Origin of the sequence: Nostoc sp. ChiVER01, assembly GCF_034531155.1 — a bacterium.
GTDB lineage: Bacteria > Cyanobacteriota > Cyanobacteriia > Cyanobacteriales > Nostocaceae > Nostoc.
On record NZ_JAVRBS010000003.1, the window covers coordinates 203,606 to 227,499 of the forward strand.

The following is a 23,894-nucleotide window of genomic DNA, read 5'->3' on the forward strand; positions in this document are numbered from 1 at the left end:
AGATAGATGAAAAGCAAGTCAAGGACAAACATACAATACAAGGGGTAGAAAAAGTTAAACCGTAAGAAATAGATAAGTTTACTACGCTAAATAGATGCGGTTAGAGAACAATCAATGTTAAATATTAACCGCTTGCGGCTGCAAGATATATCTAAAATCACTACAAATTCACTTGTCCCTAAAGTCGCAAGTGCGATCGCTGTTTTTGTTGGCAGCTTGGTAGTAGTTGGTTGGTGTCTTGGCATTGAAGTTCTTAAGCGTGGCTTCCCTGGTAGTCCTGCCACAATGAAAGTAAATACAGCGCTCTGTTTTGTGCTGTGTGGTATGTCGCTCTGGCTATTTTTAAAAGCAACAAATCAGGGGAGCAGAGAGGAAAAAACAATTGAAAATTCCTTTCATAGTTCCCTTTTAATTTCTAGAGTCTGTGCAATAGCTGTCACTACAATAGCTGCGCTTACACTTTGTGAATATCTATTTGGCTGGAATCTCGGTATTGACGAGCTACTGTTTCGTGATTTGTCAACTAGCATAGCGACATTGTATCCAGGGCGAATGGGGGCGAACACAGCACTGAACTTTATGCTGGTTAGCGTTGCCCTACAGATTTTGATTCATCCAAAAACCCACCGCAGTTATTGGTATGCTCAGATTATAGCTCTGATAGCTACTTTAATTTCCTTTCAAGCGCTGATGGGCTATGCCTACAAAGTGAAAGTTCTCTACGGACTTGCCCCTTATACAACATCAATGGCTTTACACACGGCGGTGTTGTTCAGCTTATTAAGTATGGGCGTTCTGTGGGCGCGGTCAGACCAGGGGCTAATGAGGGTAGTTACAAGTGATAGTTATGGCGGCTTACTTGCACGTCGTTTATTAATTGCTGCGATCGCAGTACCTTCTATATTGGGATGGCTAATTGTTGAAGGTCAACGGGCAGGACAATACGATCCGGCTTTTGCAATATCGGTATTTGCGATCGTCCTGATTGTGATTTTTACTATTTTGATTTGGCAAAGTGCTAGGGTTATTGAACGCCTTAGCAATCAGCGTGATCTTGCCCAAAAAGCACTTAGAACTTATGAAGCTAAACTGGGAAGTTTTGTAGATTCTAACGTCATCGGTATTCTGTTTGGCGATGTGTATGGGGGTATCCAACAGGCAAACGACGAATTCTTGAGGATGATTGGTTACACGCGGGAGGATTTGTTAGAAGGTAGGTTAAGTTGGAGCAATATCACACCACCAGAGTATTTATACTTGGATGAGCGAGGTGTCGCCGAAGCCAAGGGAAATACCAACGCTATTTGTACGCCTTACGAGAAAGAATATATTCGCAAGGATGGTAGCCGTATTCCCGTTTTAGTTGGTTACGTGCTGCTAGGAGAAAACCGCGACGAGTCGGTAGCGTTTATCCTCGACTTGAGCGATCGCAAGCAAGCAGAAGCAGAACAACAAAAATTAGTATCGCTGGTAGAAAATAGCTCTGACTTTATCGGCATCGGCACTCTTGATGGTCAATTACTCTACATAAATGATGCAGGCCAAAAGCTGGTAGGGCTTTCCAGTTTTGATGAAGTCAGGCAAAAGGCAATATTAGATTACTTCATGCCCAAAGACAAAGCCTATTTTCAACAATATATATTGCCGACTGTGCTATTAGAAGGACGCTGGCAAGGAGAATTCTGCTTTTGCCATCTCCAAACAGGTCAAGCCATACCAGTTGATTACAATATCTTCACTGTTACAGACAAGAAGACAGGTCAGCCAATTGCCTTAGCAACTGTGACTCGCAACATCAGCGAACAAAAAGTAGCTAAGGAAAAAATCTTACAACTAAACAAGGATTTACAGCGCCGCATTACTGAGTTACAAACTCTGTTAGATGTAATTCCGATTGGAATTGGGATTGCCGAAGATCCAGAATGCCAAAATATCAAGGTTAACCCTGCTTTTGCCAATCAGTTGGGAATATCGTCAGACACAAATGCTTCCCTCAGCGCTCCCTTGAACGAAAAACTGACAAGCTTTAAAGTCTACTGCCAGGGAAGGAAACTGTCAGCAGAGGAACTCCCAATGCAATACTCCGCAACTCATGGTATTGAAGTTCTAGGTTGTGAACTCGATGTTGTCCATGAAAATGGAAAAATCGTCAATCTATTGGAGTACGTTGCACCTTTGTTTGACGAAGAGGGTAAAACCAGAGGAAGCGTTGGTGCATTTTTAGATATTACGCAGCGCAAGCAGGCAGAGGAAGCACTTCTAAATCAGCAAAAATGGCTAGAGGATGTCTTAAATCTGATGCCAAGACCGTTGTTGTTTATTGAACCAGGAACGGCGCGGGTAACTTTTGCCAATCGTTCTGCTAACGAATTAGCTGGGGGTGAATTTCCCAAAGGTGTACCAGCCGCAGAGTATCATACAGTCTACCACTATACAGATGCGGCTGGCGATCGCATCCCCAATGAACAAATGCCAGGAGTGCGGGTTGCCCTTGGCGAACGCTTGAATGGGTTGGAAGTAGACTGGCACACCCCTGGTGGTGTGCGCTCTCTATTGGTATTTGCTGATACTTTGCCAGCAATGCACGGTCATCCGGCTACCTGTATCTTGGTGTTCCAAGAGATAAGCAACCTCAAGCAGGCAGAAAAAGCCCTCTCGTTAGGTTACAAAAGACTAAAGCTACTATTTGACACAGCCAACGATTTACTCTCAAGCCAGGAACCAGTACTACTAATCGATAGCGTCTACCAAAAACTAAGAGAGCAAATTGGAATAGAAGTTTATTTGAACTATTTGGTTGAGGATAACTCTCAGGTAATGCGGTTGGGGTCTTACAGTGGTATTTCTCCAGAGATAGCAAAGGAAATTGAGTACTTGCCATTAGATCAAGGGGTTTGCGGTACTGTAGCGCAAGAACGCAATTCCCTAGCTGTAGAGAATGTGCAGCAATCCACTGAGGCGCAAACCGCATTGATTCGCTCTTTAGGGATTACTGCTTATTATGCATACCCATTGATCGCCCAAGGACGGCTGTTGGGTACTCTTTCTTTTGGCAGCCGTACTCGGTTAAGCTTCACCGAAAATCAAAAGGGAATGATGCAAGCAGTATGTGACCAGATAGCGATCGCAATGGAACGAGCTAGTTTAATTGCTTCTTTGCAACAACAAACTGAACAGTTGCAAGAGGCTAACCGGATGAAGGATGAGTTTCTGGGAATATTATCCCACGAATTGCGATCGCCTCTCAATGCCATTCTTGGCTGGGCGCAACTACTGCAACGAAGTAAGCTTAGTGAAACCCTGATAGCTAGGGCTACGGAGACAATTGAACGCAATGCGAAGGCACAAACCCAGCTAATTGAAGACCTACTGGATATATCACGGATGATGCGAGGCAAATTACGTCTCAATGTCAGTACTTGTAATTTGGTTCCAATAATTGAGTCGAGCCTAGAGACTGTTAGCCTCGCCGCCCAATCCAAAGAAATCAATTTAAGATTTTCCCTTATTCCTTCAAAAGAAACGCAAAATTCAGATTTGGAACTAGGAATCAATCACGAAAATTTAAAATCAAGAGAATCACAATCCCAAACCATGTTGGGCGAAAATTCTCAATTCTTAGTATCCGGTGATGTTGAGCGCTTACAGCAAATAATTTGGAATCTACTGTCCAATGCCATCAAATTCACACCCACAGGAGGACGGGTAGAGGTGCAATTGTCTGTAGTTACTAGTCAAGAAAAACAAGACACAACAGATAAATACGCTCAGATTCAGATAATTGACACAGGTATTGGTATCAGCCTTGATTTTCTTCCTTACATTTTTGATCGCTTTCGTCAAGCTGATAGTTCTAGCACTAGAACCTATGGTGGATTGGGACTAGGATTAGCGATCACGCGTAATTTGGTAGAATTACATGGCGGTACTGTTTACGCAAATAGTCCAGGCAAAGGACAAGGGACGACGTTTACAGTCAAACTACCACTTCTGAAGAGTCCGCCCCTCTACCCCATTGCCCCTTTACCTCTCTCTATCCCTCTCTCGCTCCTTGGTGTACGCGTGCTAGTTGTAGATGATCAAGTCGATAGCCGTGATTTCATCACCACAATCCTCGAACAGTACCAAGCCGAAGTTCAAGCTGTAGCATCAGTTGCAGAAGCATTGCAGGTAATTACACAGTGGAAACCAGATGTTTTAGTTAGCGACATTGGTATGCCCGATGAGGATGGTTATTCTTTGATCCGCAAAGTGCGATCGCAATCACCAGAACTAGGGGGAAATATTCCCGCCGCAGCATTAACAGCCTATACCAGAGCAGAGGATCGGATGCGAGCTATACAAGAAGGTTATCAGCTACATTTGCCTAAACCTATTGAGGCAGCTGAGTTAGCTACAGTAGTTGCCAGACTTGCGGGACGAGCTTAGAGAAAATGAGGAATGGGGAATAGGGACTAAATTTTACCCCATCTCCCATTCTCTTTGTTACTAATATCAAAATTTATACAAAATATCAATCTTATTCCAAGGTCAATATCTGCATATAAAAATTATTTGGCGTTGTTGAATTGCGATTGCGTTAGCGTAGCGGGGCGAAGCCCATTGCGAATTGGTATTAGATGTATATTTTTACTTCAGTCTAAGAAATTTTTGTCTTTTGGGACGATAACTATTTAGGAAAAGCGGCTTCAATAGACTGGCTCTTCTTTAGTCCATTCTCAAGGGGGTCACTAGCGGGGGAAGATTATTTAAAGCTTATTGGAAGCGAATTCCGAAATAGGCAATTTAAGAATTGTATTGTAAAGTATGTAACATACTTTAATACAAATAAACTACATAAATTGCAAATTGAGTACTTCAAGAAAATAGTTGCAACACTTGGGTTGCTGCCATCAGCATGATTGGTCTGTAAGATTCACCCAATTTATTCAGAGAATCATCCAAGAAATAGAGAGTGCATGTTTTAACTACCCATAACTACTAATTAGCAGTATTTTCTACATTATAATTTTTCCTATGAGCGCCCTAACAAAAACATTAGTAAAAACAGTAACTGAAACACAAAAGCTAGATAGAATTGACTTATATGACTCAAAGCGAGCTGATTTTTTGCAAGAAGTAATTGAAGGCTTAGAAGACGGTATATTAATTTTAAGCCAAACTGGTGAAATAATTCATGCTAATGCATCGGCTCGTCGCCTTTGCTGTCAATTCAATCAAGGTAACTTCAACCAAAATTTTGTACCACCAGTCATTTGGAATTTTTGTGAATCATTATTCAATAGTCGGTATTTGTTTTCTGATAAACTTGTAATTCTGTCGGATGAAATTGTACTTGATAAGTCGAATATTTTTCGTATTAGGGTGAGGCTGCTAGATTTAGAGGGGTTTGAAGTGCCTTGTTTATTGGTGACTATAGAAAATCAATATGAATCTGTAAAAAATGTAGCACTCACTGAAGTTAAAAAATTTGATTTGACGCCGCGAGAAGCTGAAATTTGGCTTCTCTATAGAAGCAACTACAGCTACAAAGAAATTGCTACTAAGCTTTATATCACTATAAATACCGTGAAGAAGCACATGAAAAATATTTACACCAAACGCCAAGCAAATATGTCTTATGATTGAATGTATCACTTTATTGAAAAAGAATTTTGCAAGCAAGAATTCTTCTTCAATAAGTGGAGAATTTAAAAAAGCTACTAATTGAAGATCCCTAAAGATACATACGACTTACGCAATAACTCTCTAAAACTCTCATTTTTTTGTGTCCTTTGCGCCTTTGCGGTTCGTTTTTCCATTATTTTGCGTAAGTCCTGATACAATACGCTTGGATTAGCGCCAAAAATTTTAATAGGTTGCGCCTTGCTTAACTGAAACAGATGTAGGTTTAGTGGGGATATTAAATTCCTGAATTCAGACGTTTTTTTGTTCAGAATTCATGGTTTTATTCTTTTTTGATAAAAATTCATTTGTAAAATGCAATAGATGATTAGCAATTAAATTAATATTCACAAACAAGTGTTTTATGAATTAATGTTCATAGATTTTTGTGTTAAAACCATATTAGCTTTCACTTTTATGCAAGGTTAGTTAGTTTTAACGTGTCTTTTTTGAATTTTTATGAAACTTCTAACTATGGAGAATCAGGACTTTTTTGCAGGCGTAATAAGGTATTGTAAACCTGCCGTTTTAAGACATCATTATTTTGTAGTTCTATAGTTATTTTGTTAAACTGCTCAAATCTCAAACCCTTCTCTTCGACAACTTTTTGAGCATAGTTACAGTAATTCACTGCAATATCTTGAGCCTTCTTTGGAAGACCATTTATGCTATTAGAATCGTTACAAACAATTTGGGGAATTTCTCCGTTACCAATAAGTTTTTTAATTTCTTCAAAAGCACTTTGACGTGCTGGCTCCATTGCTAGCACAGCTTTAGCGTAGCTATCGATTTGAGTATTATTAACTATTGGTGTTGGAGTTTGGCCATAAGCTTTTGAACTAAATGAAAAAGCATTGGAAATTACACCCAAAGTAGCGATCGCGCCGAAAAAGAATGATTGGGAAAGGATTCGCTTTCGGCTAGATCGAGAAAATAAATCAGAAATTTTATTCATATAGTGTGTGACACGAAACTACATCAGGGATATTATAAGAATGTTGAATTATTTTCGGAGTTGGAAGTTCCAGCAACTGCTCAACATATCAAGCTTTTATATTTGATTGTCAATTTCCTCGGCATACTTGACAAAGTTCGATGACTTTAGTCTGGAGTGTTGTTATTTCTGATGCTCCTTGCTTAAGACTCACTTCTAATTCCAATAGTAGGGGTAAGCAAGAAATTAACTGTTGCACAGAAAGCAGCCTGATTTCTTGCTGTAAGAAGTAGATCCGTTTGGGATTACCGATATCAGCAGCTTGAGCGATCGCTTGTTGATTGCGCTCCCCACTTTCTATCATAATCTTCACCCACAGCCATGTGCGAAATTGTCCAATCAGTGTGGCTACTATCCGTAATCCCGGCTCGGAAGCATTACTCAAATCTGCCAGTGTGGTCAAAGCTTTAGGTGTATCTCCTGTTCTGATTGCTGCTGCTAATTGTAAGCTATTTTGAGTAGTATTTCTTACTAACTTGGTAATAGTATCTGTGTCTAAAGGCTTATTACTACCTTGAGCATATAACCGTAGTTTCTCTAACTCATTGTAGAGTATGCGTGTATCATTTCCTACAGATTCTGCTAAAAACTGGGCAGCATTAGCAGTTAGTTTTACGCCCATACTCTGAGCTGCTTGATTAACAGATTGCACCAGTAATTCGGTTTTCCAAGGGGGAATGAGGGGAAATTCTCGGAATTCAGTAGCAAATTGTTTTAATAATTTTGTGGATTTGAGGCGTTCATCTGGCTTGTTCCGGCTGGTAAGTAATAAAAATGAGTTTTCGGGAATAACTCTTAGCGATCGCCCCAGTTCTGCTAGCACATTCTCTGGACACTGCTGGCAAAGAGTAGTGTTTATCAGCCATACTAAGCGCCCACCAGCGCCAAAAGTGGGTGTCATGACCTGATTTAGCCCCTGGATAGCAGCATCAGCTTGATCTGGTGTGAATGCAGTGTAATTAAAACTTATCCATTGGGGATCGAGGACGCGATCGCGCAGCATAGCGATCGCTTTTTCCATAGCAAAATCATCTTCACCCCAGTAAACATAAATTGGCATAGACTAACCTCGTATATTAGGGAATGGGGCATTGGGCATTGGGCATTGCTTATTCTTCTTGTCTCCTCATCTCCCTCATTTCCCCCTGCTCCCTGCTCCCTGCTCCCCTGCCTCTTCCCCACTCCCAAAATTAAATACTTTTAAAATCATTCTGTTAATCAAGGTAATTTTCCCTAAAATCTATCAAGTGAGAGCATGAGGCTATGAAGATTGGACGACAACTATCAAACCTACTTAAATCGGTTAGCACGGCTAACGCTGCCAGAAGCCTACAGATCCCAAGTCCAGCATATCCAGGAATCTTCTAAATTTCAGCCACATTCTGGGTTGAGACAAGCAGCGTCCTTTCCTGGCTATACGCTAATTACCCCGCCAGCAGGAGAAGAATCGCAAAATTCTGCTTTCTATGACAAATTACAGACTTACCAACAGGAACTTTTGCAGTTGCCTGTAAGCCGTGATTTGATTGTGCCTCTACCTCCTGCTAGCTTCCATATAACTTTAGCGGATTTAATTTGGGACAATGCTTATCTTGATGCCTGCGAAAAAAATCCCAAATTTGACGAAGAGTTACACTCTTGTTTAGCCGAAACCTTTCAGCAATATCAACAATTGATGACAAATAGGAGTCATCCGATTAAATGGCAAATGCTGGGACTGATACTGATGCCAAGAGCTGTAGCTGTTTGTCTAGTACCCCAAGATGAACGTTGTTACGAGGAAATTATTAAATTTCGCCGAACAATTTATCAAAATCCCAAGTTAATTGCTTTGGGTATTGAGCAGCATTATCATTTGACAGCCCATGTTACATTAGCCTATTTTGGGGAGGTTTCATCTGACTTAGACCGCACAAGTTTCAGCACAATGCTTTCTCAATTGAATGATCAATGGTTGTTAAATTTGCCAGAATTTTTGATCAATCGCGTCGAATTGCGAAAGTTTGACAACATGACACACTATTATCGTGAACCAGACTGGCCGATTTTAGATTTTTAAGTCATTAATTAGCAGTTAGTAGTCAGTAGTTTCCAATTACTGACTACTCAATTTCTAAACAACTTTAGAAAAACTTATTAAAATCCTGTTTATTTAAATGCCCCTACTAGCATGTTTGTATCATTATTAAAGTCAAATGGTATTAATTTTATAGAAACATCCTTTAAGTTAATCTATGGGAACGTTGGGATTTTTGAAATAATTAGGATATACCCAAGAGTAAAAACGCTAAAATTTACAGATATTGACAACGGGTTAGATTGATGAGTCCGTCACTCGAAAAAATTTTAAGCGAGATTGAGCAACTGACTCCACAAGAGCAATTGACCGTAATGAGGTATTTGGTAGAGCAGATAAAAAAGCATATTAATCAAGCTCAACCAAAACCTAAGTGGAGCGATTTGAAGGGTATGGCTCCCTATCCGTTATTAGGTGAGGATGCTCAGGAATGGGTTTCGCGGACTCGACAAGAAGGAGATGAGCATCGAGAACGGTTGTTCCGAGAAGAGGAATGAAAATTAGTGATGCATTAGCAAATGTTTCTCGCTTGTTTCTCGATACAGCACCTGTAATTTATTTTGTAGAACGCAATCCGCAGTTTGTGAATTTAGTCGAGCCAATTTTTGAGCGATTGTCAAATGACATTACAGCAGTAGTATCTGGGATAACGTTATCAGAGTGTTTGGTAGGTGCTATACGTCTGGGGTTAGCTGACTTAGAGCAAGCTTTTGTCGATGTGTTGCAACAAGAACAAGTGGTTTTTGTGGAGATTAATGCTACTATTGCACGAGAAGCTGCGAGAATTCGGGTGCGCTACAACCTTCAGTTACCCGATGCATTGCAGGTGGCAGCGGCAATAATTGCTGGTTGTGAGGCATTTTTGACCAATGATGCAGCTTTGAAGCGGGTGACGGAATTAAAGGTTTTAGTGGTGTGTGAGTTGGAAAGCGAGAACCCGTAATTACACACTAGTTGTAGACATACATAACAGAGAAAATAAGCTCAAAGATAAATTGTCTTTTAGCTAAACCTAGTTTTTCACCAATGCTCTAAATAAAATATCTTGCCTAAAATTCTGGTTGTTGATAAACAAGATAAACAGCTTCTAAAAAGACATCAGGTGTAACAGCTTCTGGCAATTTTTCTAAATTAATAATAGCTTTAACTTGGTCGGCTAGCTTTAGAGATAGTGATGCTTTTGCCTTTAATGACATTGCACCACGACGCTGTAAATACTCACGAATCACAGCAAAATCATCTGGCATTAATTGCGAAAAATCAGCAATTTCGATTAACTGTTCATGAAGTTTTTTTGCCTGTTCTGAAATTATCAATGTTGCAGATACAGTGGGTATTTGGGCTTGAATTACAATTGTGCCAGCAGCTAAATCACCTAAACGCTTTTCTCGATGACTCAACATAATTAAAAAAGCACCAATAAACAAAGTTTCATCAAAAGGTCGTAGTAAAGCACGTAGCGTTGCTTGTTGTAGCCCGATGAGTCTACCATCATCTCGAACCACGCGAATTTTAGCAACCCGTTTACCAGGGGTTTGCCCAAACCATAAAGTTTCAAAAATTACAAAATATCCTACGTAAATAATAAAACTAGCAAGGAATGCGATCGCTATCAACCACAAAGTCACTGCGGTACCGAAAATGTCTACCCAGAAATCTCCTAACTGATCTGAAACGATAGACCAAGCTACAATAAATCCCACCAAAATCACAGCCAAAACGTGATAGTCAATGATCAAAGCCCAAGCGCGATTTCCGATTCCAGCAAGAGTAAATTCTAGTTCTACACTTTCTGGAGTCTGGAATGTGATGCGATTAAAAAAGCGCATATTTTAGCTAATTCAAAATTAACAGAGTTGAATTTAAATGTTGAGTTAACGAAAATCCGACGAAGGAGGTTCTCGTAATTGCAAACCCAAACCCTCACGCCGACTTCGCAAGTCCAAGTATAAAACAGCTTTTAGTGCTTGCCAGAATGGCATCACAAAAACTCCACCTACTAAGCTGCCGAGCCAAGAAATAAAATACACAATCGAGTAGATAATAGAACCTTGCTCAAGCTTTAAGAGGAATAAGCTGGGTATATAGTTTAATACAAACACTAACGGTAATGTAACAAAAAAAGCAACTAAAACGATGCCCACAATGCGAAGTACCGAGGCTTTAGTTAGCTCCCAACTTCTAGCGACACTTTCGCCACCGTTAATATTTTCCTCAACTGCTAGCGGTACCTCAGCTACTACCCAACGGGAGTAAAACCAAATTAGTCCTAATAGCACAATACCTACTGTTACAATTATTGCCAATGTGGTTGCGACTACAACGCCTGTAGTACCTAATATGCTTCCTAATACTACTCCTAGCAAGCCACCCACAATACCACCAGCGATCGCTAATCCAAAATAAATTAAAAACAAAGATATTCCTACTTGGAAACCAACTCTTAAAAATGACCACAAACGCGGATTAACATGGCTCCTGGCGGCTTGAATGCTTTCAGGTTGGTAAATTAATTCTCCAAAAGCCAAGCGGGAAATGAGTCCAGAAATGGCTGCATATTTTGCCCAGCCATAAATCGGAACTAGAATCCACAAGTGAGCGATCGCAGCCAGATTAAGATAAGTTTTCAGATGAGAACGATACAACCGCACGGCAGCACTAACAACGTTACCAATACTCAGTGGTTGTATCTGACCAGGAGATCCAAAACTTTCAGACATAATGGCAAATTTCCCTTGAAATTACGGAGATGAATTTGAAGCTATCTTAAGCTAAGTTAAACTCAGTGTTCCCAAAATTCATGAATATTCAACGTTGGATTGCGCGACGAGAACCAAATTGGCAGCGTTTAGATGCCCTATTAAGGCAGATAGAAAAAAAAGGGTTAAAGTCTCTACGGGCGGCAGAAATTAGAGAGTTAGCGAGTTTGTATCGTTCAGTCGCGGCAGATTTGGCCCGTGCCCGAACTCAGCAAATCGGCAACACTTTGATACAAAGTTTACAATCTTTAACAACTTGTGCCTATACGCAGATTTACCAAGGTTCGCGGCGACAGGAATGGCAGGCAATCCTAAAATTTTACCAATGGGGATTACCATCTGTAGTTCAGAAAACATTTGCATATATTGCTGCTGCAACGGCGCTGTTTCTACTAGGAGCACTAGTGGCTTGGTGGTATTCCTGGCAAAATCCCAGCTTTATGCCTTTGATCGTACCTGAAAGTTTGATTACCAAGGTGCGAGATGAGCATAAATTATGGATGGGGTCAATTGTCGGCGTTGAACCTCTAGCATCCAGCAGTATTATGATCAATAATCTGTCTGTGTCTTTTGGGGCTGTCGCCGGTGGTATCACGGCTGGGCTATACACAGTCTATTTGATGGTATTTAATGGCTTATTGATTGGTGCTGTTGGTACTTTAGTAGGTCAAAATAATCTGGCTTATCCTTTTTGGGCGTTTGTATTACCGCATGGTTCCTTAGAATTACCTGCCATCTTTTTTGCTGGGGGTGCAGGATTTTTATTAGCAAGAGCAATTTTATTTCCTGGTAAATATCGGCGTGGGGATGCACTGAAATTTTACGGTTCTCAATCAGTGCAGCTAATATTTGGGATTGTACCAATGTTAGTTATTGCTGGTGCGATCGAAGGCTTTTTTTCGCCTAATCCCAGCGTCCCTGAGGCAATTAAATATTTGGCGGGAATGGGATTGTTTCTACTTTTGGTGATGTATTGTAGCCGTAAGGAAACTTGAAATAATTTAGGTGGCGGCTGATTTTTAAATTGAAAAAATATTAACTATATAAATAGGAATTACGCACACTCTACGAATTCTTGGCGTTCTTGGCGTCTTGGCGGTTCGATAAATTAAAGCCATACAAAAGTTACAAAAAAAATCTTACACGCTCTCAATCACGGAACTCAAATGGGTTGGTTAATTGACCCTGACGAGCGATTCATTGCTGCTTATCCTGCAAGACAACAACCTTTACCTTTTGAGGAAATTGAGTCTGTTTTACCAGTGCCAGAATTCTGCCAGGGGCTACAGTTGAAGGTGGGTGATATTTTTGGTTGGTTAAAGGTGACTGCGTAACAAATATTTTGTTCAAGCTAACTTACTCTTCTTACACTGAAATGATAATTATAAGTTAATATAATTTATTTATTTTTAACTCTTGAGATTGAACTTATTTTTTATCATTAATTTAGCCTCATCAATCAAATTTCAAAAAAGAAAAAACATTTATAAATAATATTTAAACACAGCTTAATCTGTTGTTTATTCATTGTTAACCAAAAAAAATGTAACTTATCTTAAAGCTGGAATTACAGCAGGAAAGTATTCCTTTAAGTTAGAGGTTATATGATTTTTTCGACCACCATCTTGAATCGTGTCGTTGCTACCTCAGTGGTGACAACTTCTGTTGCACTTAGTCCATTTTTTGGCACGATCGCACAAGCTGAAACTCTCAATGGTGCAGGAGCAACTTTTCCGGCTCCGCTTTACGAACGCTATGCTCGTGAAGTAAAAAACAAGTATCCAGACTTAAAAATTAACTACCAAGCAATAGGTAGCGGCGGCGGTATTCGTCAAGTCACTGCTGGAACCGTTGACTTTGGTGGTAGTGATGCTGCAATGAAAGATAGTGAAATCGCTAAAGTCAAGAACGGTGTAATATTAGTACCCACAGCAGGCGGTGCTGTTTCTGTTGTTTACAATGTTCCAGGTGTTAATAATCTCAAATTATCCCGCAGTACACTACCGGCAATTTTCTCAGGTCAAATTACCAAATGGGATGACGCAAAAATTAAAGCTGATAATCCAGGTGTCAATCTACCAAATCAACCAATTAAATTTGTTGTTCGCGCCGATGGTAGCGGTACAACTTTCATTTTCACTAACCACTTAAGTGCTACTAGCAGTTATTTTAAAGGCAGAGTTGGAGTTAACACTGCTCCCAAATGGACTCTGCCAAACGTCCTCAAAGGCAAAGGCAACCCAGGCGTAGCTGCTTTGGTATCTCGTACTCCTGGTTCTATTGGTTATGTAGAATATGCCTACGCTGTCAAAAATAATCTGAAATCGGCGCTGATACAAAATAAGAGAGGAGAATTTGTTGCTCCTTCTTTACAATCTGCAAACGCAGCTTTGTCAACTGTCACTTTCCCAGATAACTACCGCGTTTTTGTAGGAGATCCAGGACAAGGTTATCCTATCGTCGGTCTTACCTGGATAATGGTTTACAAACAGTATGCTAATGCTTCTAAAGCTGATGCTATAAAAAAATGGATTAATTGGGTATTGAAAGATGGTCAACAGTATAACGATGACCTTAACTACACCAAAATTCCATCTGATGTAGCAAATCGGGTGCTTCAGACAGTGAATAACTCTGTCAAGCCTTAATTTGTAATTTTTAGGACTTATACATAAGAGATCCCCCAACCTCCTTAAAAAGGGGTCTAAAAGTCTCTTAAAACAGTGAACAATTAACAGTTATCAGTGAACAGTTATTAGTTAACTATTCATTGATAACTGATATCACTTTACTAGGAAGAAAAAATCTATTTTATTAGTTTGTAATGGCAAATTCATTGGAACCAGCCGACGGAAATTCATCAGATGATTTAAATCAAAGTGATGAAAATTTCAATCTCACAGCTATTGGCGGCACAAATCTCTGGTTTGACCAAGGTTTTACACGGCTAGTATACTTTTTTGCCGCGATTACCGTTGCAGTGCTATTTTTGATGAGTTGGGTAATTTCACACGAAGCTCTACCAGCTATTAAGCAGTTTGGATTGGGGTTTTTGTGGAGCCAAGATTGGGATACGGGTAATCAGCTTTTTGGTGCATTACCCTATATTTATGGAACTTTGGTAAGTAGTGCGATCGCTATTTTATTCGCCGTCCCAATTGGCATAGCAGTAGCCCTAGTTACTAGTGAAAATTTCTTACCTCCATCGCTCCGAACAACCCTAGCATTTGTTGTTGAATTAATTGCAGCAATTCCCAGTGTCATTATTGGTTTGTGGGCAATTTTTGTCTTTATTCCAGTTCTAGAACCTCTACAAAAATGGCTAGCCAGCACTTTTAAATGGATACCACTATTTAATACAGAAGATCCTTCTGGAACTAATATGTTGACTGCTGGAATTATTCTAGCCATCATGATTTTGCCCACAATGGCAGCAATTACTCGTGATGTTTTAATGGCTATCCCTAAAGAATTACGTAGCGCATCTATGGCTTTAGGTGGCACTCGTTGGGAAACAATTTTTCGGGTTTTGCTACCAGCTGGATTTTCTGGAATGGTTAGCGCAGCAATGCTCGCCTTGGGACGTGCTTTAGGTGAAACAATGGCTGTCACTATGGTGATTGGTAACTCTGCTCAAATCAGTACTTCTTTACTCAATCCAGGTTATACAATTCCTTCTGTATTAGCTAATGAATTTGCTGAAGCTGAACCTGGGTTACATATAGGCGCTTTAAGTTATTTGGCGTTGATTTTGTTTGGGTTGACTCTAGCTGTAAATATTGGGGCTGTACTATTAGTAAAGTGGGTTGGTAGGACAAAAAAATGATACTTTTTCACCGTGTAATAAGACATTTATTAATCAAAATTTGTAAAACTTATGAGTGGTTATATCCAGTCAGAAACTGATGAATCCCTAGCAACAGAATTATGCAGCCCTCTGCCAACAGAGCGAGTAATATTTACATACGCAATGAATGCGATCACCTTTGGTTTTACAGTTCTAGCACTCATTCCTTTATTATCAATTTTGTGGGAAATTTTCGTTAGGGGAATCTCTGGACTGAAATCAGAAATGTTTGTCAAAGCAGTTATTGATAATGGCTTTGGCAATGCCATCTTAGGAACTATAATCATGGTGGTAATTGGTGCTATTTTAAGCATTCCCACAGGAATAATGACAGGAATTTTCTTAGCAGAATTTGGTCAAACCAACTCAATTGCTAGTATTGTTCGTTTTATCAGCAGTATTCTAACAGGCGTGCCTTCAATAGTTGTAGGCGTATTTGCTTACGGCGTCATAGTTTTAGTAACTAAAGGATTTAGTGCGATCGCAGGTGGTTTTGCTTTAGCCGTAATTATGTTACCTGTAATTATACTGACAACAGAAGAATCCTTAAAACTTATCCCCACTTCTCAACGTCTAGCCTCTGCTGCTTTGGGTGGAACTCGCTTTCAAACCACCCTTCGCATTGTTGTCACTGCTGCAATTCCCGGAATTACTACAGGCATTTTATTAGCTATAGCTCGTGCTGCTGGTGAAACAGCACCATTAATTTTTACTGCTTTATTTAGTCTAGATTGGTCAGAAGGATTATTAAGTCCAACAGCTTCCTTACCAGTATTAATTTTTAACCTCTACAACGACCCCGATCCGCAAAGAAACCAATTAGTCTGGACTACATCTATAGTTCTACTAGGCTTAATTTTATGTGTCAATGTTCTTTCTCGCTTAGTTATTAAACAAAGAAGAATGAAATAGAATAAATAACTTTTTCTATTGTTTCGCATCTTGGTAGAATATGATATTAAAATGAGAACTCTTCAGTATAAAGCCTTGTTTTATATATTGATTAAGAATTACAAATTAGCAGCATGAGTAACCTAATACCAGCTATCAAAGTTAAAAATATCAGCTTTTACTATGGCACAACAAAAGCGATTGAAAAGGTGTCAATAGATATTTATCAAAAGCAAGTAACCGCAATTATTGGCCCTAGTGGTTGTGGTAAATCTACCTTTATCAAAATTCTGAATCGCATTAGCGAATTAGAAGGGCCTGTGAAAGTTGAAGGAGATGTAGAATTTTTTGGTCAAAATATTTATGCTCCTCGTGTCAACATCAATCGGTTACGCCGCCAAATTGGTATGGTGTTCCAAAAACCCAATCCTTTCCCGATAAGCATTTACGAAAATGTTGCCTACGGTATGAGGATAGCAGGCAGGTACTCAAAAGTAGAATTAGATGAAATTGTCGAATCTGCACTTCACAGTGCTGCTCTTTGGGATGAAGTGAAAGATAAGCTAGATAAATCAGCTTTAGGGCTTTCTGGTGGTCAACAACAAAGATTATGTATTGCCCGTGCTTTAGCAGTCAAGCCGAAAGTTCTGCTGATGGATGAGCCTTGCTCGGCTCTTGACCCCATCGCTACTATGAAAGTTGAAGAACTACTCCATAGTTTGCAGTCTGAATTGACAATTGCGATCGTTACCCATAACATGCAGCAAGCCGCTCGCGTCTCTGATTTTACAGCTTTCTTTAGCACTGATGAAAGTCGGATAGGTCAAATGGTTGAATTTGGCGCTACAGAGCAAATTTTTAACAACCCAATAGACCCCCGCACCCGCGACTACATTTCAGGGCGTTTTGGTTAAGGCAAGTTTTATCATGACTTAATAATTTTTGTCGATCAGATTGCTATATATAGAACTAATGTTTGATTGCTGAAAAGCTATTCCTTACTCCCCACTCCCCACTCACATAGATAATTTCAAAAATCAAATACGATTCCTAATATATGTCAATGTGACAAAGGTGGGTATAAAAATTTATAAAAGATGATTTTTGAAGCATAGCTTTAATATAAATCTTTGCTAACAGCTTATCTGCTGGTTGACTACTGTATAACTACGTAATTTCAATGAATATCCCCTTTTGGGAGTAACATAGTGAAACAGCGCTGCTGATTTGTACTACTTTACTTCGTCAACTTTTATTTCATACGTTTTGGGGATATGAGTAAACTAATTCCAGCCATCAGAGTCAAAAACTTCAGCTTCTCTTACGACGCTCAAAAGATAGTTGAAGGCGTGTCAATGGATATTTACCAAAACCAAGTCACGGCAATTATTGGTTCTAGTGGTTGTGGCAAGTCTACTTTTCTTAAATCGTTAAATCGTATGAGTGAATTAGAAGGAGATGCGAGGGTTGAAGGAAAAATAGAATTTTTTGGACAAAGTATTTATGAGCGTCGTGTCAACATTAATCGCTTACGCCGCCAAGTTAGTATGGTTTTTCCCAAGCCAAATCTTTTTCCCATGAGCGTTTATGATAATGTTGCTTATGGGGTGAAATTAGTTGGATGGCATCCGAAAGTAGAATTAGATGGAATCGTTGAATCTGCTATCAAAGCTGCCGAACTTTGGGATGAAGTAAAAAATAAGCTGCATAAATCTGCTTTAGAGCTTTCTGGCGGCCAACAACAAAGACTATGTATTGCCCGTGCTTTAGCAGTCAAACCGAACGTTCTATTAATGGATGAACCTTGTTCAGGTCTTGATCCTGTTGGTAGTATGAAAGTTGAGCATTTGATCCATAACTTGCGCTCTGAGTTGACAATTGTGATGGTTACTCACAATATGCAGCAAGTTACTCGTCTATCTGATTTTACGGCTTTCTTTTGTAGTAATGAAAATCGTATTACTCAAATGGTTGAATTTGGTACTACAAATAAAATCTTTACTAACCCTGTGGATTCTCGCACCCGTGACTATGTTTTCGCCCGCGTTAGTTGAAGTTTTTCTAAAATTATAGCTATTCAGTAAGCTACCACATAGTCTTGCGTAAATTAGGATTGAAATCTAATTTTTGCTTGTTTTGAGTTTTCGTTATGTTGAGCAATGCAAAGTGATGTTGACAGTAATTTTTTACACTGTATATTGAGAGGCAAGCATCTACTCTAGACTACCCAAATCACAAAATGAAATGTCCTCGGTGCGAATCTACTTTATATCGGAAAAATGGTCGTCGGAATGACAAGCAGAATTACCTCTGCAAAAATTGTGGGAAACAATTTCTTGAGCCTGCATTACCTCGTTCTTTAGAAGGTGAGTTACTTGCTAACAGCAATGGACATACTAAAGTATCTATAACTGAAACTACGGAAGTTCCTTTAGTAAAAGACTTACCAGAAGCAAAAATTACAGAGAAGAGTCTTAGCTCTTTTAGTCTTACATTAGCTGAAGAACTGCTGCAAACTATATTATCACCTGATTGGCTAGAATCTGCTACCTTCAACCAATTTATCCAAAAATTTCAACAAAAAACTGAAATTAAACATCAATTAGAGATAGGAATCTCACTTCTGCTTTTAGATGCAGAAAACTTAAAATTAGATATTAATTCAGAATTGTTTTTAGCTAGTGTCTGTAAGTATCCTCTCCAAGTTAAAATTGCATTTGCTAACTGGAGAAATCCCAGTACTGGTAAGCAAGATATTGAACTATACAATCGTGGTTATCAACTTGTCCATGTGCCTGGGGGTAAAGACAGTGCTGATGCAAAAATGATCGCACTTGGTGCTTGTGTCTTACGCTCTTATCCAACAGTTAAAGAAATCTTGGTCTGTTCTGGCGATGGAATTTTGATTCATCTCTGTAACGAACTTCAAAATCAAGGATTAATTGTTTACTGGGTACGTAGACAAGGACAAAATTTGCAAATAGAAAACCGGAATACTGGTAAATTAACTCATTATTCCTTATCAATGGCAACAGAAATTCCATCTTTGGAACAAGTGGTTGATAAAATTCAAGATTTAATCAAAACTGAACAGGAATCAATCAATACTCGATTAAATAGTTTAGTGGCTGTTGCAACTTTATTTCAAGAAAGATGTGATATTAATACTAAACATCATTCAAAACAACCAGAAATTGAAGAGATAATTCCTGTTATAGATAACTCATCGGCACAATCTATTCAAAAAGACAAAAAAGATTCTGTGGAAAATTTTGATGGAGAAACATTAGATAAATTACTATTAGAAATTATTCAAGATATACAAATTAAATCTCCTGAAACTAAATTATCTGTGTCCAAGCTAGGTTCAGAGCTACAGAAAATAACTAGAAAATCTCCTAATTCAATTATTAAAGAATTAAAGTTAGGTTCTAATTTCACCAAATATCTAGAATCATCTCCCACATTTACATTAAAGGCCAGTGGCAAGGAATATGAGGTAATACCGCTATGTGAATAAATACTTTCTACATGTGTACCTACAATCTGAGTCTGTAATTCAGTATTGTATTATGTAAAAAGATGTAAATAAATGTAAATTTTACAATGCAGGATAAAGTCGTTGTTATTGTCGGTGCTACTGGTGGCATTGGTTCAGCTTTAACACACAAACTTGCGCCAACTGGAGTCCGGTTGGTATTGGCTGCCAGAGATGCAGTTCGTTTAACAACACTGGCAAATGATTTACCAGGGCAAGTTTTGAGTATTCCCACCGATATTACTGACCCCAAACAGGTAGATACTTTGATAGAAAAGGCGATCGCTGAGTTTGGTCAAATCGATATTTTAGTGAATGTGGCTGGTGCTGGTATACTCAAGCCTTACAATAGCCTGGAACCTGCTGATTTAGACAAAATGTTAGATGTCAACTTGAAAGGCAGCTTTTACACCACTCAAGCGGCTGCTGAAGAGATGCAAAAGCGCAAGTCTGGTCACATCTGTAACGTGGTTGGAATTCTGGGCAAGCATTCGATGGGAATGGCAGCAGCCTATTCTGCTTCTAAGTTTGGTGTTGTCGGTTTCAGCAAATGCATGGCAGAGGAACTCAAGCGTTTTGGTATCAAGTTCACGCTATTCTACTTTGGTGGGGTAGATTCTCCTTTCTGGGATAACGTCAGCCTAAAAGTAGACCGGAAAAAAATGCTCAGTCCTGAAACTGCTGCCAATGCGATTTTCTTTGCCCTTTCTGCCGAACCGCAAGCTGTGCCAATGGAAATTAATATTCAATCTGATAGTCATTTGTTCTTTTAATGTGGGAGTAAGCTTACATAATTCTTGCCTAAGAAAGACCTGAAAATTTAGCAAAAAAGGCAAAATTTACAGAGATATAAGCTGTTATGCTGGATTTTCAGTATCTATGAAAATTGATCACGTTCATTTCTATGTAGAAGACGCCAAAGTATGGCGGGATTGGTTTGTCCACCATCTTGGTTTTCAAGCAGTAGCCGATCGCAGCATTTCATTTCACACTTGTACAGAAGTGGTAAAAAGTGGTGCTGTCTGCTTTTTTCTATCTTCACCACTGTTACCCACAAGTCCAGTAGCTGAGTTTCTGCGTCAATATCCCCCTGGTGTAGCAGATGTCGCTTTTGCTGTCGAAGATGTAGAAGGCGCGATCGCACTAGCTCAAAAACACGGTGCTACAATCCTACAACCCACCCAGGAACGCCAGGTGGGTACAGAATTCCTTAAGTGTGGCAAAATTGCCGCCTGGGGTGGACTGACTCATACGTTGATCGAAAGGTCATTAGTTTTTGACAAAGGACAAATAACTAATGACAACACTTTTACCGCCATAGATCACATAGTGTTAAACGTGGCTGTTGGTGAATTAGAAAATGCTGTCGCTTGGTATGAAAATATCTTAGATTTTCAACCTCAGCAGGCTTTTAAAATTAAAACCAATCGTTCTGCTTTACACAGTCAAGTCATGGTTTCGCACAACGGTAGCGTCCAATTGCCAATTAATGAACCAGCTTCCAAAAATTCCCAAATTCAGGAATTTTTAGATGTCAATCGGGGGCCGGGTATTCAACATATTGCCTTGCGAACAACTAATCTTGTGAGTGCGATCGCTAAATTTCGTGCCAGTAATTTATCCTTACTCTCAGTTCCCCAAAGCTATTACACGCAATTAAAACAGCGTCCAGGATTGCCTCTATCACCCTTAGAACTAGAAGCGATCGCTCAACAGGAAATTCTCGTGGATTGGCAAGAATCTACTCCTTTAGAGGGAGGAAATATTGCACCCTTATTACTACAAATTTTTACTCAGCCAATATTTGAACAGCCGACATTTTTCTTTGAATTTATTGAACGCCGTTACCAAGCTCAAGGTTTTGGCGAAGGTAACTTTCGCGCCTTATTTGAAGCCATTGAAAGCGAACAAATTAAACGCGGTACGCTGCAATGAAGCCTAAGTTCAAAATATCAATTGAAATTCATCCAGACTCTAAAGAAATTGATTTTATTGACAAGCAACTTCAAGATTTCAATATAGGCAAGATTGGAGATTACCAATATACGCCACTGTTTCTATTACTTCGTGATTCAGAAAAAAATGTCGTGGGCGGCTTGGAGGGTTTTATCGGCTTGGGATGGTTCCATATTGCTACTCTCTGGGTTGCAGAGCAGTTAAGAGGTTATGGATATGGAAAAGCACTTCTTTTGGAAGCAGAGCAAGAGGCTGTTAATCGTGGCTGCTTAAACGCATATCTTTTTACTTACAGCTTCCAAGCTCCCAAATTTTATCAGCACTTGGGGTATGAAATTTTTGGAGAGTTAGAAGATTTTCCTCCAGGTCATTGTCGATACTTTCTTAAAAAGAGTTTACAAAAAAACCTTTAGCTAGACTTGATACCCTGAAAAAATAGCCATACATCTGAGATAAACTTAATAAAAATTAACTTTTACCGCCGATGCTAAGACTTATTACTGACTTCGACGGCCCAATTATTGATGTTTCCGAACGGTACTACCGTGTTTATCAATTCTGTTTAGAGAAAACCCGTCGCCCAAACCAAATAGTGCAAGAACTTCCGAAAGCAGAATTTTGGCAGTTAAAGCGATCGCGTGTTCCCGAAAAACAAATTGCCTTGAATTCTGGGTTAGACGAAGCCCAAGCCCAAGAATTTGCCCAGTTGCGACGGCAAACTGTGCATACAGAACCCTACTTTGACTATGACACCCTCGCGCCTGGTGCTGTGGATGCACTATTAAAAATTCAACAAGCTGGCATTGATTTAGCAGTGATGACCATGCGCCGAGTTCGGGAACTGGATTATGCCTTCAAAAAACACAATTTAGGAAGGTTTTTCCCAGAAAACCGTTGTTATTGCTTGAGTAACGACTACGTTAAAACTCGTGATATTGAAGATAAGCCCTTGTTGATGGCTAGGGCATTAAAAGAACTGCCCCCGGCTACTGATACCTGGATGGTAGGAGATACGGAAGCCGACATCACCGCAGCTACAAATTATGGGGTTAAGGTGATGGCTGTGGAATGTGGCATCCGCGATCGCACCCAATTGGAACTTTACCACCCCGACTTAATCGTTAAGGATTTCAGCGCTGCTGTAGATTTAGTCTTAAAACCTAAACAATTTGTCTAGAAAAGCTTTCTAACTGCAACAGATTGAATTAATCGGTATTCAGATTGCAAATTAAAATAGGAGTCAAAATAGCTATTCTGACTCCTGACTCTCAAATTTTGAGAAGAACACATATAAACCATGCCTTCTTTACGGAAACTTGCTTACGGGTAGCATTTACCGTAGAAAGCTACTAACCAACCACAATAATATAAACGTTAGTACAGTAGAGAACTGATTCGATGATAAATTTAGGAATGGTATTTGTGGTAAGAGCCAGCCAGCAAGTAGTCCCCCCACGATTAAGCCAATTATTAAACTGACCAGGGTGAACAAAACTGCTCGACCAAATTTGCTTTCCTTGCGATTGAGGAAGTAAATACTAGTACCTACCCCAACTACCAATGCCAACTGCAAAACTTGATCGCCTCCCTCTGGGTAAAACACACTGATAGAACTCAAACCAAGAAACCAAGCTCCTGGTAAGAATATATCGGCAGGTGAAGGCTTATCCAGCATCCGTTGCAGCCATGCAGGTGACTGTTCACGAGGGGCTGGGCTTTCTTTAGGAGGCGATTGCACTCGCAACTCTGGAAACCGAATACGCTCAGGGACTTTAATTTTACCTTCTTGGCGCATCCGTAAGCGATCCATTAAAATCGCATCGTAAGCAGCTTCAATTACTTCTAAATGCTTGGCATCGCTACTATATTGCTCGAATAGGCGATTACGAGCATCCTGAATTTCATCGAAGGTAGCCTCTTCTGATACCCCAAGTTTATCGTAGGGATTTTGATCGCTCATGGGAGTTTGTTAATTCAGCCTCAGTCAGCGGCAGTCTTTTGTCGAATAAAAAACAGCTTTAGGTTTTGTTTTAATCGAAACTAAAGTTCCGACTTAATTTTATGCCCTAACAGGATAGTAGCACGGGTTAGTTTAATCAGACTTTGTAATTCTAACTATAGCCACTTTAACATATCGATATAACTCCGTGTATACCCTCATGTCGTTG

At 39.6% G+C, this 23,894-nt stretch carries 23 protein-coding genes; 17 read left to right on the forward strand and 6 right to left on the reverse strand.

Going from position 1 to position 23,894, the window contains the following annotated elements; all coding sequences use genetic code 11:
- The first annotated feature begins 114 nt into the window (after positions 1-114).
- Positions 115-4,428 (forward strand): PAS domain S-box protein, encoded by a 4,314-nt coding sequence (locus RMY00_RS05475; RefSeq protein ID WP_322646580.1) that lies wholly within the window; start codon positions 115-117, stop codon positions 4,426-4,428.
- Between the two features lie 788 nt (positions 4,429-5,216).
- Here RMY00_RS05475 and RMY00_RS36080 read toward each other — a convergent pair.
- Positions 5,217-5,417, reverse strand: a complete 201-nt coding sequence (locus RMY00_RS36080) for a DUF2673 domain-containing protein (RefSeq protein WP_416212042.1) — start codon at positions 5,415-5,417, stop codon at positions 5,217-5,219.
- Between RMY00_RS36080 and RMY00_RS36085 the strand changes: the two genes are divergently transcribed.
- The gene (locus tag RMY00_RS36085; RefSeq protein ID WP_416212043.1) at positions 5,410-5,628 is read left to right on the forward strand and encodes a helix-turn-helix transcriptional regulator; all 219 of its coding nucleotides are present in this window, start codon (positions 5,410-5,412) and stop codon (positions 5,626-5,628) included. The two genes, RMY00_RS36080 and RMY00_RS36085, sit on opposite strands and share 8 nt — an antisense overlap.
- 508 nt (positions 5,629-6,136) lie before the next feature.
- Here RMY00_RS36085 and RMY00_RS05485 read toward each other — a convergent pair.
- Together RMY00_RS05485 and holA are read right to left on the reverse strand one after the other, a co-directional pair.
- Entirely contained in the window at positions 6,137-6,619 is a 483-nt protein-coding gene (locus RMY00_RS05485) for a DUF4168 domain-containing protein (RefSeq protein WP_322646582.1), read from the reverse strand.
- Between the two features lie 109 nt (positions 6,620-6,728).
- Positions 6,729-7,718 (reverse strand): DNA polymerase III subunit delta, encoded by a 990-nt coding sequence (holA, locus tag RMY00_RS05490; protein ID WP_322646583.1) that lies wholly within the window; start codon positions 7,716-7,718, stop codon positions 6,729-6,731.
- 210 nt (positions 7,719-7,928) lie between these two features.
- Between holA and RMY00_RS05495 the strand changes: the two genes are divergently transcribed.
- The 3 genes from RMY00_RS05495 (at position 7,929) to RMY00_RS05505 (ending at position 9,678) form a co-directional block, all read left to right on the forward strand.
- Positions 7,929-8,717, forward strand: a complete 789-nt coding sequence (locus RMY00_RS05495) for a DUF1868 domain-containing protein (protein WP_322646584.1) — start codon at positions 7,929-7,931, stop codon at positions 8,715-8,717.
- 263 nt (positions 8,718-8,980) lie between these two features.
- Complete coding sequence (locus tag RMY00_RS05500) at positions 8,981-9,232, forward strand: hypothetical protein (RefSeq protein ID WP_322646585.1); 252 nt, start codon at positions 8,981-8,983, stop codon at positions 9,230-9,232.
- Complete coding sequence (locus RMY00_RS05505; protein WP_322646586.1) at positions 9,229-9,678, forward strand: PIN domain-containing protein; 450 nt, start codon at positions 9,229-9,231, stop codon at positions 9,676-9,678. The genes RMY00_RS05500 and RMY00_RS05505 overlap by 4 nt, the downstream gene beginning before the upstream one ends.
- 106 nt (positions 9,679-9,784) lie before the next feature.
- On the opposite strand, the gene RMY00_RS05510 is transcribed toward RMY00_RS05505, so the two are convergent.
- Positions 9,785-10,564, reverse strand: a complete 780-nt coding sequence (locus RMY00_RS05510; protein ID WP_322646587.1) for an RDD family protein — start codon at positions 10,562-10,564, stop codon at positions 9,785-9,787.
- Between the two features lie 45 nt (positions 10,565-10,609).
- The gene (locus tag RMY00_RS05515) at positions 10,610-11,455 is read right to left on the reverse strand and encodes a hypothetical protein (protein WP_322646588.1); all 846 of its coding nucleotides are present in this window, start codon (positions 11,453-11,455) and stop codon (positions 10,610-10,612) included.
- A gap of 80 nt (positions 11,456-11,535) precedes the next feature.
- On the opposite strand from RMY00_RS05515, the gene RMY00_RS05520 reads away from it, so the two are divergent.
- The 12 genes from RMY00_RS05520 to RMY00_RS05575 all read left to right on the forward strand — a co-directional run bounded on the left by RMY00_RS05520 (position 11,536) and on the right by RMY00_RS05575 (position 22,903).
- On the forward strand, positions 11,536-12,489 hold the full coding sequence (locus RMY00_RS05520; protein WP_322646589.1) for a stage II sporulation protein M: 954 nt from the start codon (positions 11,536-11,538) through the stop codon (positions 12,487-12,489).
- Between the two features lie 171 nt (positions 12,490-12,660).
- Complete coding sequence (locus RMY00_RS05525) at positions 12,661-12,828, forward strand: hypothetical protein (RefSeq protein ID WP_322646590.1); 168 nt, start codon at positions 12,661-12,663, stop codon at positions 12,826-12,828.
- Between the two features lie 270 nt (positions 12,829-13,098).
- A complete protein-coding gene (gene pstS, locus RMY00_RS05530) occupies positions 13,099-14,142 on the forward strand; it encodes a phosphate ABC transporter substrate-binding protein PstS (RefSeq protein WP_322646591.1) in 1,044 nt (347 codons plus the stop codon).
- Positions 14,143-14,318: 176 nt separating this feature from the next.
- Positions 14,319-15,320, forward strand: a complete 1,002-nt coding sequence (pstC, locus tag RMY00_RS05535; RefSeq protein ID WP_322646592.1) for a phosphate ABC transporter permease subunit PstC — start codon at positions 14,319-14,321, stop codon at positions 15,318-15,320.
- 51 nt (positions 15,321-15,371) lie between these two features.
- A complete protein-coding gene (pstA, locus tag RMY00_RS05540) occupies positions 15,372-16,253 on the forward strand; it encodes a phosphate ABC transporter permease PstA (RefSeq protein WP_322646593.1) in 882 nt (293 codons plus the stop codon).
- Positions 16,254-16,366: 113 nt separating this feature from the next.
- On the forward strand, positions 16,367-17,146 hold the full coding sequence (gene pstB / locus RMY00_RS05545; protein ID WP_322646594.1) for a phosphate ABC transporter ATP-binding protein PstB: 780 nt from the start codon (positions 16,367-16,369) through the stop codon (positions 17,144-17,146).
- A 360-nt stretch (positions 17,147-17,506) separates the two neighbouring features.
- Positions 17,507-18,286 carry a phosphate ABC transporter ATP-binding protein gene (locus RMY00_RS05550; RefSeq protein WP_322646595.1) on the forward strand — a complete coding sequence of 260 codons (780 nt, stop codon included), beginning with the start codon at positions 17,507-17,509 and terminating at the stop codon, positions 18,284-18,286.
- A 185-nt stretch (positions 18,287-18,471) separates the two neighbouring features.
- Positions 18,472-19,752 carry a transposase-like zinc-binding domain-containing protein gene (locus tag RMY00_RS05555; protein WP_322646596.1) on the forward strand — a complete coding sequence of 427 codons (1,281 nt, stop codon included), beginning with the start codon at positions 18,472-18,474 and terminating at the stop codon, positions 19,750-19,752.
- An 86-nt stretch (positions 19,753-19,838) separates the two neighbouring features.
- A complete protein-coding gene (locus RMY00_RS05560) occupies positions 19,839-20,543 on the forward strand; it encodes an SDR family oxidoreductase (protein ID WP_322646597.1) in 705 nt (234 codons plus the stop codon).
- A gap of 106 nt (positions 20,544-20,649) precedes the next feature.
- Positions 20,650-21,705 (forward strand): 4-hydroxyphenylpyruvate dioxygenase, encoded by a 1,056-nt coding sequence (gene hppD / locus RMY00_RS05565; RefSeq protein ID WP_322646598.1) that lies wholly within the window; start codon positions 20,650-20,652, stop codon positions 21,703-21,705.
- Positions 21,702-22,139 carry a GNAT family N-acetyltransferase gene (locus RMY00_RS05570; protein ID WP_322646599.1) on the forward strand — a complete coding sequence of 146 codons (438 nt, stop codon included), beginning with the start codon at positions 21,702-21,704 and terminating at the stop codon, positions 22,137-22,139. The genes hppD and RMY00_RS05570 overlap by 4 nt, the downstream gene beginning before the upstream one ends.
- 71 nt (positions 22,140-22,210) lie before the next feature.
- A complete protein-coding gene (locus RMY00_RS05575) occupies positions 22,211-22,903 on the forward strand; it encodes an HAD family hydrolase (RefSeq protein ID WP_322646600.1) in 693 nt (230 codons plus the stop codon).
- Between the two features lie 156 nt (positions 22,904-23,059).
- On the opposite strand, the gene RMY00_RS05580 is transcribed toward RMY00_RS05575, so the two are convergent.
- On the reverse strand, positions 23,060-23,686 hold the full coding sequence (locus tag RMY00_RS05580; protein WP_322646601.1) for a CPP1-like family protein: 627 nt from the start codon (positions 23,684-23,686) through the stop codon (positions 23,060-23,062).
- Between the last annotated feature and the right edge of the window lie 208 nt (positions 23,687-23,894).

Bases quoted from the DNA above. Each gene is read 5' to 3' on its own strand.
- RMY00_RS05550 (WP_322646595.1), top strand. From the start codon at position 17,507: ATGAGTAAACTAATTCCAGCCATCAGAGTCAAAAACTTCAGCTTCTCT.
- RMY00_RS05575 (WP_322646600.1), top strand. From the start codon at position 22,211: ATGCTAAGACTTATTACTGACTTCGACGGCCCAATTATTGATGTTTCC.
- pstC (WP_322646592.1), top strand. From the start codon at position 14,319: ATGGCAAATTCATTGGAACCAGCCGACGGAAATTCATCAGATGATTTA.
- holA (WP_322646583.1), bottom strand. From the start codon at position 7,718: ATGCCAATTTATGTTTACTGGGGTGAAGATGATTTTGCTATGGAAAAA.
- pstA (WP_322646593.1), top strand. From the start codon at position 15,372: ATGAGTGGTTATATCCAGTCAGAAACTGATGAATCCCTAGCAACAGAA.
- pstB (WP_322646594.1), top strand. From the start codon at position 16,367: ATGAGTAACCTAATACCAGCTATCAAAGTTAAAAATATCAGCTTTTAC.
- hppD (WP_322646598.1), top strand. From the start codon at position 20,650: ATGAAAATTGATCACGTTCATTTCTATGTAGAAGACGCCAAAGTATGG.
- RMY00_RS05510 (WP_322646587.1), bottom strand. From the start codon at position 10,564: ATGCGCTTTTTTAATCGCATCACATTCCAGACTCCAGAAAGTGTAGAA.
- RMY00_RS05570 (WP_322646599.1), top strand. From the start codon at position 21,702: ATGAAGCCTAAGTTCAAAATATCAATTGAAATTCATCCAGACTCTAAA.
- RMY00_RS05555 (WP_322646596.1), top strand. From the start codon at position 18,472: ATGAAATGTCCTCGGTGCGAATCTACTTTATATCGGAAAAATGGTCGT.
- RMY00_RS05520 (WP_322646589.1), top strand. From the start codon at position 11,536: ATGAATATTCAACGTTGGATTGCGCGACGAGAACCAAATTGGCAGCGT.
- RMY00_RS05485 (WP_322646582.1), bottom strand. From the start codon at position 6,619: ATGAATAAAATTTCTGATTTATTTTCTCGATCTAGCCGAAAGCGAATC.
- RMY00_RS05580 (WP_322646601.1), bottom strand. From the start codon at position 23,686: ATGAGCGATCAAAATCCCTACGATAAACTTGGGGTATCAGAAGAGGCT.
- RMY00_RS05515 (WP_322646588.1), bottom strand. From the start codon at position 11,455: ATGTCTGAAAGTTTTGGATCTCCTGGTCAGATACAACCACTGAGTATT.
- RMY00_RS05505 (WP_322646586.1), top strand. From the start codon at position 9,229: ATGAAAATTAGTGATGCATTAGCAAATGTTTCTCGCTTGTTTCTCGAT.
- pstS (WP_322646591.1), top strand. From the start codon at position 13,099: ATGATTTTTTCGACCACCATCTTGAATCGTGTCGTTGCTACCTCAGTG.
- RMY00_RS05475 (WP_322646580.1), top strand. From the start codon at position 115: ATGTTAAATATTAACCGCTTGCGGCTGCAAGATATATCTAAAATCACT.
- RMY00_RS05525 (WP_322646590.1), top strand. From the start codon at position 12,661: ATGGGTTGGTTAATTGACCCTGACGAGCGATTCATTGCTGCTTATCCT.
- RMY00_RS05560 (WP_322646597.1), top strand. From the start codon at position 19,839: ATGCAGGATAAAGTCGTTGTTATTGTCGGTGCTACTGGTGGCATTGGT.
- RMY00_RS05500 (WP_322646585.1), top strand. From the start codon at position 8,981: ATGAGTCCGTCACTCGAAAAAATTTTAAGCGAGATTGAGCAACTGACT.